Annotated in this window: 9 protein-coding genes; 8 read left to right on the top strand and 1 reads right to left on the bottom strand. The window is 75.4% G+C overall.

From position 1 onward, the window contains the following. The first annotated feature begins 45 nt into the window (after window positions 1-45). Window positions 46-1,383: a nitrate/nitrite transporter gene (locus tag IR158_RS18730; RefSeq protein ID WP_291815964.1), complete on the top strand. Its 1,338-nt coding sequence runs from the start codon at window positions 46-48 to the stop codon at window positions 1,381-1,383. Next, window positions 1,383-5,600, top strand: coding sequence for a bifunctional nitrate reductase/sulfite reductase flavoprotein subunit alpha (locus IR158_RS18725; protein WP_291815845.1), 4,218 nt, complete (start codon window positions 1,383-1,385; stop codon window positions 5,598-5,600). Before IR158_RS18730 ends, IR158_RS18725 begins: the two co-directional genes overlap by 1 nt. Window positions 5,601-5,713: 113 nt before the next feature. Here IR158_RS18725 and IR158_RS18720 read toward each other — a convergent pair whose 3' ends face one another. Beyond that, window positions 5,714-7,297, bottom strand: a complete 1,584-nt coding sequence (locus IR158_RS18720; protein ID WP_291815841.1) for a molybdopterin-dependent oxidoreductase — start codon at window positions 7,295-7,297, stop codon at window positions 5,714-5,716. A gap of 195 nt (window positions 7,298-7,492) precedes the next feature. Between IR158_RS18720 and nirB the strand changes: the two genes are divergently transcribed. The 6 genes from nirB (at window position 7,493) to IR158_RS18690 (ending at window position 14,722) form a co-directional block, all read left to right on the top strand. After that, window positions 7,493-10,051: a nitrite reductase large subunit NirB gene (nirB, locus tag IR158_RS18715; RefSeq protein WP_291815839.1), complete on the top strand. Its 2,559-nt coding sequence runs from the start codon at window positions 7,493-7,495 to the stop codon at window positions 10,049-10,051. Further along, window positions 10,048-10,467: a nitrite reductase small subunit NirD gene (gene nirD / locus IR158_RS18710; protein ID WP_291815837.1), complete on the top strand. Its 420-nt coding sequence runs from the start codon at window positions 10,048-10,050 to the stop codon at window positions 10,465-10,467. The genes nirB and nirD overlap by 4 nt, the downstream gene beginning before the upstream one ends. Then, the gene (gene cobA, locus IR158_RS18705) at window positions 10,464-11,732 is read left to right on the top strand and encodes a uroporphyrinogen-III C-methyltransferase (RefSeq protein ID WP_291815835.1); all 1,269 of its coding nucleotides are present in this window, start codon (window positions 10,464-10,466) and stop codon (window positions 11,730-11,732) included. Before nirD ends, cobA begins: the two co-directional genes overlap by 4 nt. Window positions 11,733-11,740: 8 nt before the next feature. Beyond that, a complete protein-coding gene (locus IR158_RS18700; RefSeq protein WP_291815961.1) occupies window positions 11,741-12,850 on the top strand; it encodes a uroporphyrinogen-III synthase in 1,110 nt (369 codons plus the stop codon). Beyond that, window positions 12,847-13,581: a sirohydrochlorin chelatase gene (locus tag IR158_RS18695; protein WP_291815833.1), complete on the top strand. Its 735-nt coding sequence runs from the start codon at window positions 12,847-12,849 to the stop codon at window positions 13,579-13,581. The genes IR158_RS18700 and IR158_RS18695 overlap by 4 nt, the downstream gene beginning before the upstream one ends. 175 nt (window positions 13,582-13,756) lie before the next feature. Then, window positions 13,757-14,722, top strand: a complete 966-nt coding sequence (locus tag IR158_RS18690; RefSeq protein WP_291815831.1) for a UDP-glucuronic acid decarboxylase family protein — start codon at window positions 13,757-13,759, stop codon at window positions 14,720-14,722. The last annotated feature ends 2 nt before the right edge of the window (window positions 14,723-14,724 follow it).

Genomic DNA, 14,724 nt, shown 5'->3' with positions numbered 1-14,724 from the left:
GCGTCCGCCCCGCCGCCGACCTCCGTCGCCCACGGATCCGGTGCCGTGGTCCTCACCCCGCCCGGGACCGCACCCGAGCTCGTCCGCCACCGCGGCCGCTGGCTGCACGGCTGGGACCCCGAGAACACCGACCAGTGGCAGGCCGTCGGACGCGCGGTCGCGCGCCGCAACCTCGTCCTGTCGATCTTCGCCGAGTTCCTCGGCTTCGCCGTGTGGGCGCTGTGGAGCATCGTCGTGCCGCAGCTCCCGGAGGCGGGCTTCGCGCTGACGTCCGACCAGATGTTCTGGCTGATCGCCGTGCCCTCGCTCGTCGGGGCGACGCTGCGCATCCCGTACACGTTCGCGGTGCCGGTGTTCGGCGGCCGCAACTGGACGATCGTGTCGGCCCTGCTGCTGCTCGCGCCGGCCGGGGCGCTCGCCTGGGCCGTCCAGCGGCCGGACCTGTCCTTCACCGTCCTGCTGGTCGTCGCCGCGCTCGCCGGCGTCGGCGGCGGCAACTTCGCCTCCTCGATGGCGAACATCTCGTTCTTCTACCCCGAGCGGGAGAAGGGCCGTGCGCTGGGCCTGAACGCCGCCGGCGGCAACATCGGCACGGCGGCGGTGCAGCTCGCGGTGCCGCTGGTGATCGTCATCGGCGCGGGGGTCCACCTCGAGCGTGCCGGTCTGATGTTCGTGCCCCTCGCCGTCGTCGCCGCGGTGCTCGCGTGGCGGTACATGGACAACGTCAAGGACGCCGCGACCGACCCGCGGGCCTACGGCTCGGCGGCCCGCCAGAGGCACACCTGGATCATCTCGTTCATCTACATCGGCACGTTCGGCTCGTTCATCGGGTTCTCGGGCGCGTTCCCGACGCTGCTGAAGAACGAGTTCCCGGCCATGACCCTGTCGATCGCGTTCCTCGGCGCACTGGTGGGGTCCGTCGCCCGGCCCGCGGGCGGCATCCTCGCCGACCGGCTGGGCGGGGCCCTCGTGACGGTCGTGGCGTTCGGCGTCATGGCGGCGGGCACGGTGTCCGCGATCTTCGCCCTGCGCTCGGGGTCGTTCGGCCTGTTCTTCGGTTCGTTCCTTCTGCTGTTCCTCGCCACCGGCGCCGGCAACGGCTCGGTGTACCGCATGATCCCCGCGGTGTTCCGGCACGGCGCGGGCGACGACGTCGACCGGGCGCGGCGCGCCAAGGTCGCCGCCGGGTGCATCGGGATCGCCGGGGCCGTCGGCGCCGTCGGCGGCTTCCTCATCCCGCGCGGCTTCGCGGTCTCCACCACGCAGACCGGCGGCATCGAGGCCGCGCTGTGGGTGATCGTCGCGATGTACGCCGTCATGGCGGCCACGACGTGGGTCGTGTACGGCCGCCGCGGCTCGGCGTTCGGCGACGCGCTCATCTGATGACGCTCACGACGACGGCGCAGGACGAGCGCACGGCCGCGACCCAGGTCGCGACCGTGTGCTCGTACTGCGGAGTGGGCTGCGGCATCGTGCTCGACGTCGGCGACGACGGCACGGTGCGTCGCGCGAGCGGCGACCGGTCGCACCCCGCGAACGCCGGGCGGCTGTGCACCAAGGGCGCGACGAGCGCCACGATGCTCGCCGCGGGCGGGCGGCTGACGACCGCGCTCGTGCGCACCGAGCGCGGCACCGAGCCCGTGCCGGTCGACGTCGACGCGGCGATCGCGACGGTCGCGCACCGGCTGCGCGAGATCCTCGACCGCGACGGGCCCGACGCGATCGCGCTGTACGTGTCCGGGCAGATGAGCATCGAGGCCCAGTACCTCGCCAACAAGCTGGCGAAGGGCTTCTGGCGCACCAACCAGATCGAGTCGAACTCGCGGCTCTGCATGGCCAGCGCAGGCACGGGCTACAAGCTGTCGCTGGGCTCCGACGGCCCGCCCGGCTCCTACGAGGACCTCGACCACGCCGACGTGTTCCTGCTCGTCGGTGCGAACATGGCCGACTGCCACCCCGTGCTGTTCCTGCGCCTGCTCGACCGGGTGAAGGCCGGGGCGAAGCTGATCGTCGTCGACCCGCGCCGGACCGCGACCGCCGACAAGGCCGACCTGTTCCTGCAGGTGCGCCCGGGGTCGGACCTCGCGCTGCTCAACGGGCTGCTCCACCTGCTCGTCGAGGCGGGTGCGGTCGACGAGGAGTTCGTCGCCGAGCACACCCAGGGCTGGGAGCAGATGCCGGCGTTCGTCGCCGACTACCCGCCGGACGTCGTCGAGCGGCTCACGGGCGTGCCCGCGGCGGACCTGCGCGCCGCGGCCGACCTCATCGCCGGGGCGCGGGACTGGGTGTCCTGCTGGACGATGGGCCTGAACCAGTCGACGCACGGGACGTGGAGCACGAACGCGCTGGTCAACCTCCACCTCGCGACCGGCGCGATCGGGCGGCGGGGGAGTGGGCCGTTCTCCCTGACGGGGCAGCCCAACGCCATGGGCGGGCGTGAGATGGGGTACATGGGCCCCGGTCTTCCCGGGCAGCGCACCGTGCTGGACCCCGAGGACCGCGCCTTCTGCGAGGACCTGTGGGGCGTGCCCCGCGGCACGATCCGGGCGGACGGCGTGGGCACCGGCACCGTCGACATGTTCCGGCGCATGGCCGACGGCGAGATCCGCGCGTGCTGGGTGATCTGCACCAACCCGGTGGCCTCGGTCGGCAACCGCCGCACCGTCATCGAGGGGCTGGAGCGCGCCCAGCTCGTCATCACGCAGGACGTGTTCGCGGACACCGAGACCAACGCCTACGCGGACGTCGTGCTGCCCGCCGCCATGTGGTCGGAGGCCGACGGCGTCATGGTGAACTCCGAGCGCACCATGACCCTCGCGCGCCGTGCGCTGGCCGCACCCGGTCAGGCGCTGCCCGACTGGCAGCTCGTCGCCCGGGTGGCGACCGCCATGGGCTACGAGGGGTTCGCGTACGGCTCGCCGCAGGAGGTCTTCGAGGAGCTGCGGCAGGCGTCCAACCCGCGCACCGGATACGACCTGCGCGGCGTCACGTACGACCGGCTGCGCCGCGAGCCCGTGCAGTGGCCCTGCTCGTCACCCGACGCGCCCGCGCGCAACCCTGTGCGCTACCTCAACGACGGCGAGCACCAGCCCCTGCTCACCCACGCCGACGGCACGCGCCCGCGCCTGGCCTTCGCGACACCCACGGGGCGCGCGGTCTTCCACGCCCGCCCGCACGCCGACCCGGCCGAGACGCCCGACGACGACCACCCCTTCTGGTTCACGACCGGTCGCGTGCAGCACCAGTGGCACACGATGACGAAGACGGGCAAGGTGCCGGCGCTCAACAGGCTCGAGCCCGGGCCGTTCGTCGAGGTCAACCCGCAGGACGCGGCACACCTGGGGATCGTGGACCGCGCGCCCGTCGAGGTCGCGTCGCGCCGGGGGCGCGCCGTGCTGCCCGTCGTCGTCACCGACCGCGTGCCGCCCGGCACGTGCTTCGCGCCCTTCCACTGGAACGACGTCTTCGGGGAGTACCTGGCTGTCAACGCCGTCACCAACGACGCCGTCGACCCGCTGTCGTTCCAGCCCGAGCTCAAGGCGTGCGCGGTCGCGCTGACGCCGGTCGTGGTCGTGACGCCCGACGAGGCACCGGCCCGCGAGGTCGTGGGCGGGCCGAGGACCGGCGGGGTGCCGGGCGAGGGCGCCGTGCCGGGCGAGGTGGCCGCGTCTGTCAAGGACGCCGCGACGTTCGACGGCCCGGCGACGATGCGCGCGCTCGCGGCCGCGCTCGGCGTCGACGAGGTCGCCCCGCCCGTGCTCGGGGACGACGAGCGCCGCTACCTCGCGGGCTTCCTCGCCGGGCTCGGTGGCGGACCTCCCGGCACGCCTGTGCTGCCGCCGACCGCACCGCTGCGGGGGGACCACGCGCTGTGGGTCGACGGCGTGCTGGCGGGCATGTTCTCGCGGGCGCCGCGGGAGCCCGCGCCGGAGACGGCGACCCGCACCGTGACGGTCCTGTGGGCCTCGCAGACGGGGACGGCGGAGGACGTCGCGCGCACCGTCGCGCACCGCCTCACCGACGCCGGGTGCTCACCGCGCATCGTCGCGATGGACGACGCTCTCGACGACCTGCCGCGGCACGCCGACGTCGTCCTGGTGACCAGCACGTTCGGCGACGGCGACGCCCCCGACAACGGCACGGCGATGTGGGAGCTGCTCGCCGACCCGCAGGCGCCGTCGTTCGCCGGCGCGCGCTTCGCGGTGCTCGCGCTCGGCGACCCGGCGTACGACCGGTTCTGCGGGCACGGGCGCCGTCTCGACCACCGGCTCGCCGAGCTGGGCGGACAGCGCCTGGTCGAGCGGCTGGACCGCGAGCCCGGTGACGACGACGCCGTCGAGCGGTGGGTCACGACCCTCGTCGCGGCGCTCGCAGGCGGGCCGGGGGCCGAGGCCGCGGACGGCACCGCACGCCGCGGTGCGGTGACGAGCGCGCCTCTCGTGTCTCCGCAGGAGGCCGGCGCGACGCGTGCCACACGCGCGGCACCGGGCACCGCGCGCCTCGTCGGGCGTCGTCGTCTGGGCGAACCCGGGTCGGCCAAGGAGGTGCGTGAGGTCCTGCTCGACACGTCGTCCAGCCCCCTGCCCGTGACCTACCGCGCGGGTGACGCGCTGGCTGTCCGGCCCGTGACACCGCTCGCACTCGTCGACGAGTGGCTCGACGTGACCCGCCTGGACGCCGACAGCCCCGTCGTGCTCGACGGCGTCACCCGCCCGCTGCACGACGCCTTGCGCACCGCTCTGGACCTGGGCCGCCCGACCGCGGCCCTGCTGCGCTTCGTCGCGGAGCGCGCCGCGGGCACCACCGGTGCCGACCTTCGACGGCTGCTGCGCAGCGAGAACCGGCACGACCTCGCGGCGTGGACGTGGGACCGCGGTGTCGTGGACGTCGTGGCGGAGCACCGCGTGGAGGCCACGGCCCAGGAGTGGGTCGACGCGCTGCGCACCCTGCAGCCCCGCGCGTACTCGATCTCCTCGACCCCGCTGGTCGACCCGGAGCGGGTGCGTCTGACGGTGTCGGTCGTGCGGTACGCGAGCCCTGGCGGGCGGCCCCGTGGCGGCACGTGCTCGACGTTCCTGGCCGACACGTCCCCGGACGCGGAGGTGAGCGTCCACGTGCAGCCGAGCGCCCACTTCCACCCACCGTCCGACCCGACGGCGCCGGCGGTCATGATCGGACCGGGGACCGGCGTCGCGCCGTTCGTCGGGTTCCTCGCCGAGCGCGAGGCGCGCGGGCACGCCGGGGACAACTGGCTGCTCTTCGGCGAGCAGCACGCGGCCACCGACTTCTGGTACCGCGAGGAGCTCGACGCGTGGCGCGGCTCCGGCGTCCTGACGCGCCTGGACACCGCGTTCTCGCGCGACCAGCGGCAGAAGGTCTACGTCCAGGACCGGCTGCGCGAGCACGGCCCCGCGCTGTGGGACTGGCTCGAACGCGGCGCGCACGTGTACGTCTGCGGCGACGCGGCCCGCATGGCGCCGGACGTCGACGCGGCCCTACGCGATGTCATCCAGCGCCACGGTGGCCTCGACGCGTCGGCCGCTGCCGCGTACGTCAAGCGCCTCACCGCGACCCGCCGCTACGCCCGCGACGTCTACTGACCCCACCCACCCCCCACCCCCACAACCCAGGCTCGTGAGACTGCGGTCGGTGGGGTCTGGTGGCCCGGATTCCTCGGTGTCGCGAGACTGGCGCTTGGGGAGGCCGGGGGGCGTCAGGCGATCGTGACGACGAGCGTGTCGTAGCCGCTGGCGCCGTCGGGCACCGCGCCTGCGGGGACGCCGGTCTGCGGGCCCTCGGGGTCCCACGCGCGGACCGCCAGGAGGTGCTCACCCGTCGGGGCGTCGCGCCAGGCCCAGCGCCACTGCCGCCACGTGTCGACGCCCCCGTCGGCGGCCAGGTCGCAGTCCTGCCACGGCCCGTCGTCGACGCGCACCTGCACGCGTTCGACCCCCCGGTGCTGCGCCCACGCGGTGCCGGCGACCACGACGTCGCCCGCCGGCACGTCGGCGCCCGGGCGTGGGACCTCGATGCGCGACTGCGTCTTGACGGGCCCGCGCGGCGACCAGCCGCGCGTCGTCCAGTACGACTCCGCGCGGTCGAAGCGCGTGACCTCGAGCTCGGTGACCCACTTGGTCGCCGACACGTAGCCGTACAGCCCGGGCACGACGAGCCGGACGGGGAACCCGTGCTCCGGCGGCAGCGGCGCCCCGTCCATCGCGATCGCCAGGAGCGCGTCGCGCTCGTCGGTGAGGGCCTCGATCGGCGTCGACGCCGTGAACCCGTCGACGCTGCGCGACAGGACCATGTCGGCGTCGGGTGTTGGCACGGCCCGGGCCAGCACGTCCCGCACGGGCAGGCCGAGCCACCGTTGGTTGCCGACGAGGCCCCCACCGACGGGGTTCGACACGCACGCGAGCGTCACCCAGGCCTCGACCAGGTCGCTCGCGAGCAGCTCGTCCCAGCCGATCTCGACCTCCTGCTCGACCATGCCGTGCACGCGCAGCCGCCAGCGCGCGGGGTCGACCTGTGGCACGACGATCGCGGTGTCGATGCGGTAGAACTCCTCGACCGGTGTCGCCCACGGCTCGACGCCGGCGACCCCCACGTCGACTGCGGCGGGGGGCGCGGGTGCCGGGCGCGCGGGTGCGGGGAGCTTCAGCGCCGCACGGATCGCCTGCGCGCTGCGGGCCCCGCCGGCGGCGACCCGGCCCACGACGGTGCCGATGACGCCCGCGGCCGTGACGAGCGCCGCGGCCTGCAGGAACACCCGCCTCCCGGGCTCCCGCGCACCCAGCTCCGGCGCGCTCGACCCGGCGGGGCTCGCGGGCAGGGGCAGGCGTGCGAGCAACCAGCTCAGCACCCACAGCCCGGCCGCGGCGCCCGCCAGCGCGGGCGCCGCCGCGAGGGGCCCCGCATCGGCTCGGGTGGTCGCCGCCAGCGCGGCGAGCCCGCCCAGGGCCACGACGACGACCGCACCCGCGGTCCAGTGCCGCCGCGCGAGGACGCCGGCCGCGGCGGCGAGCACGGCGAGGACCAGTGCCTCGCCGACGGCGAGGGCCGCCTTGTCGGCGGTCCCGAAGAGGGCGACGGCCCAGTCCTTCAGCCACCCGGGCGTCGCGTCGACGAACGCCGCACCGACCGCGACCAGAGGGTCGCTGGACGGGCCCGCCAGCACGGCGAGCAGCGCACCGACGCCGACGGTCACCGCCCCGGCGGCGAGACCGGCGACGGCTGCACGCAGGTCGTCGCGACCGGCCGGACGCCCGGGGCGTGCGTCCACGCGCGGCTGCGTCATGGCGCCACGCTAGGTCGTGCGGCGGTGCCCTGCCAGGCCGGCCCTCACATGGGGTCCGCGACCCGTGAGAGGGAAAAGTTCCGGGGCCGAAACGGGTCCGGGTGCCTGCCCGAAACGGCCGGTTCGTAGCGTCGTCGACACGTCCCACCCCGCGCTCGCCCGCAGGGCCCGCGCCGGATCGCACCAGGAGGCCCCATGGACCCCCGTCACCTCGTCGTCGTCGGCGGCGGCATGGTGGCGCAACGCCTCGTCGAGGCGCTGCGCGACCGCGACACCACCGGGGCCTGGCGGGTCACGGTCCTGGCCGAGGAGCCCCGACGCCCGTACGACCGCGTCGCCCTGACCAGCTACTTCTCCGGGCGTACACCCGAGGACCTCGCGCTCGGGGACCCGGCGCTGTGGGACGACCCGCTCGTGACGCTCGTGCGGGGGGACAAGGCGGTCGCGGTCGACCGGGCAGCGCGCGTGGTCACGGCGCAGTCCGGCCGGACGTTCGGCTACGACCACCTCGTCCTGGCGACCGGCTCGTTCGCGTGGGTGCCGCCGATGGAGGGTGCGGACCTCGACGGCGTGTTCGTGTACCGCACGCTCGACGACGTCGCCTCGCTGCGGGGCTACGTCACCCAGCTCGCGCAGGAGCGGTCCGTCCGCGGCGTCGTGCTCGGCGGTGGGCTGCTCGGTCTGGAGGCGGCGGGCGCGCTCGACGCCCTCGGCGCGCGGCCCACGGTGCTGCAGGTCGACACGCACCTGATGTCCGCCCAGGTCGACCTCGGCGGCGGTGAGGCGTTGCGCCGCCTGGTCAACCGCCTCGGCATCGGCGTGCGGACCCAGTCGAGGACGACGCGGGTGGTGCCGCACCGTCGCGGCGGCGTCGGCCGGGTCGAGCTGGCCGACGGCACGCGCCTCGACGCGGACGTCGTCGTGGTGGCGGCCGGCGTGCGGCCGCGCGACGAGCTGGGCCGCGACTGCGGGCTGCCGATCGGCCCGCGCGGCGGTGTGGTCGTCGATGACACCTGCCTGACGGACGACCCGCACGTGTCCGCGGTCGGGGAGGTCGCCTGCATCCAGGGTGCCTGCATCGGGCTGGTCGCGCCCGGCTACACGATGGCGGAGGTGACGGTCGACCGGCTGCTCGGCGGTGGAGCGGTCTACCCGGGCGCAGACACGGCCACCAAGCTCAAGCTCGCCGGGGTGGACGTCGCCAGCTTCGGTGACGCGTTCGCGCGCACCCCCGGCGCGCTCGAGGTCGTGTGGGCCGACCCGGTGGGCGGGGTGTACAAGAAGCTGGTCATGTCCGACGACGCCCGGACCCTGCTGGGTGGGGTGCTCGTCGGTGACGCCTCGGCGTACGCGAGCCTGCGCCCCATGGTCGGCCGCGAGCTGCCCGGCGACCCCGCCGCGTTCCTGCTGCCGGAGGGGGGCGCGGGTGCACCGGACCTCGAGCTGCCCGACGACGCGAGCGTCTGCTCGTGCAACAACGTCTCCGCCGGTGCGATCCGGCACGCGGTCGCCGAGGACGGCTGCCACGACCTCGGCGCCGTCAAGGCGTGCACCCGTGCCGGCACCAGCTGCGGGTCGTGCCTGCCGCTGGTGAAGAAGCTCATGGCCACCGAGCTCGGCAAGCTCGGCGTCACCGTCAGCAGCGCGCTGTGCGAGCACTTCACCCTGTCGCGCGCGCAGCTGTACGACGCCGTCCGGGTCGCGGGCCTGCGCACGTTCACCGAGGTCGTCGAGCGGTTCGGCACGCACGGGCGCGGGTGCGACATCTGCCGCCCCGTCGTCGCGTCCGTCCTCGCGACGACCGCCCCGGCGCACGTCCTCGACGGTGAGCGGGCGACGCTCCAGGACACCAACGACCACGTGATGGCGAACCTGCAGAAGGACGGCTCGTACTCGGTCGTGCCGCGCATGGCGGGCGGCGAGGTGACCCCCGAGGGGCTCATCGCGGTCGGCGAGGTCGCGCGCGACTTCGGTCTGTACACCAAGATCACCGGCGGTCAGCGCGTCGACATGTTCGGGGCGCGCATCGACCAGCTCCCGCTGATCTGGCGCCGGCTCGTCGACGCCGGCTTCGAGTCCGGGCACGCGTACGGCAAGTCGCTGCGGACCGTGAAGTCGTGCGTCGGGTCGACGTGGTGCCGGTTCGGGGTGCAGGACTCCGTCGCGCTGGCCGTGATGCTCGAGCTGCGCTACCGGGGCCTGCGCTCGCCGCACAAGATCAAGCTGGGCGTCTCGGGGTGCGCACGGGAGTGTGCCGAGGCCCGCGGCAAGGACGTCGGGGTCATCGCCACCGACAAGGGCTGGAACGTGTACGTCGGGGGGAACGGCGGGTTCACGCCGCGGCACGCCCGGCTGCTCGCGGAGGACCTGGACACCGAGACGCTCGTGCGGACGATCGACCGCTTCCTGCTGTACTACGTGCGCACCGCCGACCGGCTGCAGCGCACCGCCCCCTGGATCGAGGAGGTCGAGGGCGGCCTGGACGGCGTGCGGGCGGTAGTCCTGGACGACTCCCTGGGCATCTGCGCCGACCTCGACGAGCAGATGGCGCGGCACGTCGAGGACTACGAGGACGAGTGGCGCGCGACGCTCGACGACCCGGAGAAGCTCAAGCGGTTCGCCTCGTTCGTCAACGCGCCCGACGTCCCCGACCCGTCCCTGGCGTACGTGCCCGAGCGCGGCCAGGTGCGTCCCGCCTCCGCCGACGAGCGCGCCGTGCTCGTCGCCGGCACCACCCTGGAGGTCCGGTCATGACGACGCTCGACGAACGTGCCACGACGTGGCTCACCGTGTGCCGGTTGGACGACCTCGCGCGCGAGCGCGGTGCCGCCGCCCTCGTGCCCGACGAGGTCGCCGGCGCACCCGTGCTCACGCAGGTCGCCCTGTTCCGGCTGCTCGACGACACCGTGCTCGCCGTGCAGCACCACGACCCGTTCAGCGACGCGCACGTCCTGGCGCGCGGCATCGTCGGCACGCGGCGGGTCGACGGGCAGGACGTGCCCACGGTCGCCTCGCCCATGCACAAGCAGGTGTTCGACCTGCGGACCGGCGCGTGCCTCGACGCCGCCGGCAAGCAGCCGGTCGCGGGCCACGCGGCGGACCTGCGCACCTGGACGGTGCAGGTGGCCGACGGGGACGTGCGGGTCGCCGTCGGCGGGGGCGCCGCGTGACCGCGCTGCTGGGTGTCGAGCTCACCGACCGGCCCGTGCTCGTGGTCGGTGGGGGACCGGTCGCGGCCCGGCGTGCCGAGGCGCTCGCGGACGAGGGCGCCCGCGTCCACGTCGTCGCGCCGCACGTGTGCGAGCCGCTGGCGGACCTGGTGGTCGCCGGCCGTGCCCGCTGGTCGGATCGCGAGGTGGTCGAGGCCGACCTCGACGACGTGTGGTTGGTCCACACGGCGACGGGCGAGCGCGCCACCGACGCCGCGGTCGTCGCGTGGGCGACCGCGCGGCGGGTCTTCTGCGTGGACGCGGGCGGGCCGCGCCGGCCCGCGGCCGGGACCGCGCGCACGCCAGCGACGACGCGCGCCGGCGACGTCCTGGTGGGCGTCGTGTCGACGACGGGCGCCGACCCCCGTCGCACCGTGCAGGTGCGCGACCGGCTGGCGGCGCACCTGCGGGCCGGTGACGTCGACCTGCGGCGCCGGCGTGCGGCGGCGGACCGCGGCCGCGTCGTCCTGGTCGGCGGCGGGCCCGGGGACGTCGGGCTGCTGACGGTCGCGGGGCGGCGCGCGCTCGCCGAGGCCGACGTCGTCGTCGCCGACCGGCTGGGCCCCACCGACGTGCTCGCCGAGCTGCCCGCCGACGTCGAGGTCGTCGACGTCGGCAAGTCGCCCGGTCACCACCCGGTGCCGCAGGACGAGATCAACCGCATCCTGGTCGAGCACGCGCAGCGCGGGCGTCTGGTCGTGCGGCTCAAGGGCGGGGACCCGTTCGTGTACGGCCGTGGCGGGGAGGAGGTCGCCGCGTGCCGTGCGGCGGGTGTCCCCGTCACGGTCGTCCCCGGCGTCAGCAGCGCGTTCGCGGCGGCCGCGGCCGCCGGGATCCCCCTGACCCACCGGGGCGTCGTCGGCGCCGTGCACGTCATGAACGGGACCGACGGGTGGTCCGCCGTCGCGCTGACCGGCCTGCGCGACCGCTCGTGCACCGTCGTCGTGCTGATGGGGGTCGCGGCGCTGCCCGGGCTCGTCCGTGACGCCTTGACCGGCGGTGTCGACCCCGACGTCCCCGTGGCCGTCGTCGAGCAGGCGACCCTGCCCGACCAGCGCGTGACGCGGGGCCCGCTCCACGAGGTCGCGGCGCTGTGCGGCGCGCGCGGGGTGCGCTCGCCGGCCGTCGTCGTGATCGGCGAGGTCGCCCGTCCGGGCCTCCTCGACGTCCCGCAGGGCGAGCCCGTGGACGACCTGGCCCCGGACCCGGCGACAATGGGCGCGTGACGGGGCAGATGATCGACCAGACGCTGGCCGGCTGCGTCGTGCTCGTCACCGCCGACCGCCGGGCCTCCGAGCTGAGCGCCGCCCTCGAGCGCCGCGGTGCGACCGTGCGGCACGCGCCCGCGCTCGGCATGGTGCCGCACACCGACGACGCGCTGCTCCTCGAGCGCACGCGCGACCTGCTGGCCGACCCGCCGGACACGGTCGTCGTGACCACGGGCATCGGGTTCCGTGGCTGGATCGAGGCCGCCGACGCCGCGGGCGTCGCCGACCGCCTGCTCGCGGTCCTCGGCGCCACCCGCATCGTCGCGCGCGGGCCCAAGGCGCGCGGCGCGATCCAGGCCGCCGGGCTGAGCGCCGACTGGGTCGCGGAGTCGGAGACGAGCGCCGAGATCGGCGAGACGCTCCTGGACGAGGGCGTCGCCGGCCGCGACATCGTCATCCAGCACCACGGCGCCGGCGGGGACGGGCTCGACGAGGCGTTCGCGCTCGCCGGTGCCCGGGTGCGCAGCGTCGTCGTGTACCGCTGGGGCCCGCCGCCGGACCCCGCGCTGGTCCGGGAGTCGGCGCGTGCGGTCGCGGACGGCGAGATCGACACCGTCGTGTTCACGTCCGCGCCGGGCGCCGCCGCGTGGGTGGCGGCGGCGCAGGAGGCGGGCGTGCTCGACGGCGTCGTGCGCCGGCACGCGTCGGGGGGTGTCGTGTTCGCGGCCGTGGGACCGGTGACGGCCAGGCCGCTGGTCGAGGCGGGGATCGACCCGCTCGTGCCGGACCGGGGGCGGCTCGGGTCGCTCGTGCGGGCCGTCGTGACGCACTACGGGGGCATCGAGGCGCTCGACACGGTGGCGGGCCCGCTGCGGGTCCGCCGCGGCGCGGCGGTGCTCGACGGCCGGGTCCTGCCGCTATCCCGCACGGGCCTGGAGGTGCTGCGGCTGCTCGCGCACGCGCGCGGCTCGGTGGTGCCGCGCGACCGTGTGCTCGCGGCGCTGCCGGGGGTATCGTCCGACCCGCACGCGGCCGAGGTCGCGATCGCCCGGCTGCGGGACGCCACCGGAAGCCGCGCGCTCATCCGCACGGTGGTCAAGCGCGGCTACCGGATCGAGCTCCAGGAGCAGTCATGACGTCCACCCCGGCGCCCGTCCTGGTGGGCTGCTCGCACGGCACCGACAGCGTCCCGGGACGCGCGGCGATCGCGTCGATCCTCGCGGACGTCGCGCTGGCGCGTCCCGACCTGGACGTGCGCGAGGCGTTCGTCGACGTGCAGCAGCCCGAGGTCGACGCCGTCGTGGCGGGAGCCGTCGGGTCCGCACCCGCCGTCGTGGTGCCGCTGCTGCTGTCGGTGGGGTTCCACGTCAAGGTCGACATCCACGGGGCGGTCGACCGGCCGGGCGCGGCTGCGGCGCGCCCGCTGGGTCCCGACCCGCTGCTCGTCGAGATCCTCGCGGACCGGCTGGCCGCGGTCGGGCTGGCGCCGGACGACGCCGTCGTGCTGGCCGCGGCCGGCTCGACCGACCCGGAGGCGGCCGACGCGGTCCGGCTCGTGGTCGCCGCGCTCGCGGCGCACCTGGCGCGGCCGGTCACCGTCGGCTACGGCGCGGGCGCGCACCCGCGCGTCGCGGAGGCCGTCGCCGCGGCACGTACCGACCTGGCCCCGGGCGGGCGTGTCGTGGTCGCGTCGTACCTGCTCGCGCCCGGGTTCTTCCTCGACCGGGTGCTGGAGGCGGGTGCCGACGTCGTGACGGACGCGCTGGCCCCTGATCCGCGACTCGCGACGATCGTGCTGGACCGGTACGACGCGGTCACCGCGCAGGCGTCGGCGACGTGGTCGCCCGTGGTGTCCGCGGAAGCGTGAGCAGCGCGGAGGCCACGCGTCCTGCGCCTCCTCGTCGCTGACGCCGCCGCGCGTGCGACCGTTCCGGGGTCGTCGTGCGGTGGTGGGGTCCGGCCCCTCGTGGGATCGTCGTCTCCCACCACGCACCTGCGGGCCTGGACCGTGCCGGCGCGCGTGGACCACGTCGGAGGTGCGCATGCCCGGCAGCCAGGTCACTGCGGGTCGAGTCGTCGTCACCGGAGGAGCCGGGTTCCTCGGCAGCCACCTGTGCACCGAGCTCGTCGGACGCGGCGCGCACGTGGTCGCGCTCGACAACTTCCTGACGGGCACGCCCGCCAACGTCGCGCACCTCACGGAGTCGCCGCGCTTCCGGCTCCAGCGGTGCGACGTCACGGACTTCGTGCACGTGCCCGGCGAGGTGGACCTCGTCCTGCACTTCGCGTCGCCCGCGTCCCCGCTGGACTACCTCCAGCTGCCCATCCACACGCTGAAGGTCGGCGCCATCGGCACCGGCCACGCGCTGGGGCTGGCCATGGAGAAGGGCGCGCGGTTCGTCCTGGCCTCGACCTCCGAGGTCTACGGGGACCCGCTCGTCCACCCGCAGCCCGAGACGTACTGGGGCAACGTCAACCCGGTCGGACCCCGCGGGGTCTACGACGAGGCCAAGCGCTACGCCGAGGCCATCACCACCGCCTACCGCGCGACGCACGGCGTCGACACGGCGATCGTGCGCATCTTCAACACCTACGGCCCCCGGATGCGCCCCTTCGACGGCCGCGCGATCCCCACGTTCATCCGCCAGGCGCTTGCCGGCGAGCCCCTGACCGTCGCGGGTGACGGCTCCCAGACGCGGTCCGTGTGCTACGTCGACGACCTCGTGCGCGGCATCCTCGCGCTCGCGGACAGCCACCACCCCGGGCCCGTCAACATCGGCAACCCGACGGAGCTGAGCGTGCGGCGCATCGCCGAGGACGTCGTGGCCGCCACGGGGTCCGGGTCGGCCATCACCTTCGTCGACCGTCCTGTCGACGACCCCGAGGTCCGCCGGCCGGACACGGCGCTGGCCCGCGAGGCCCTCGGCTGGGCTCCCGAGGTCCCCTGGGAGGACGGCCTGGGACGCACGGTCGCGTGGTTCGCCGACGCGCTCGAGCGCACCGCCTGACG

Source organism: Cellulomonas sp. (assembly GCF_015234515.1).
Classification (GTDB): Bacteria; Actinomycetota; Actinomycetes; order Actinomycetales; family Cellulomonadaceae; genus Cellulomonas.
Note: the sequence above shows the minus strand (reverse complement) of the source record. Positions and strands in the feature narration are given on the sequence as shown.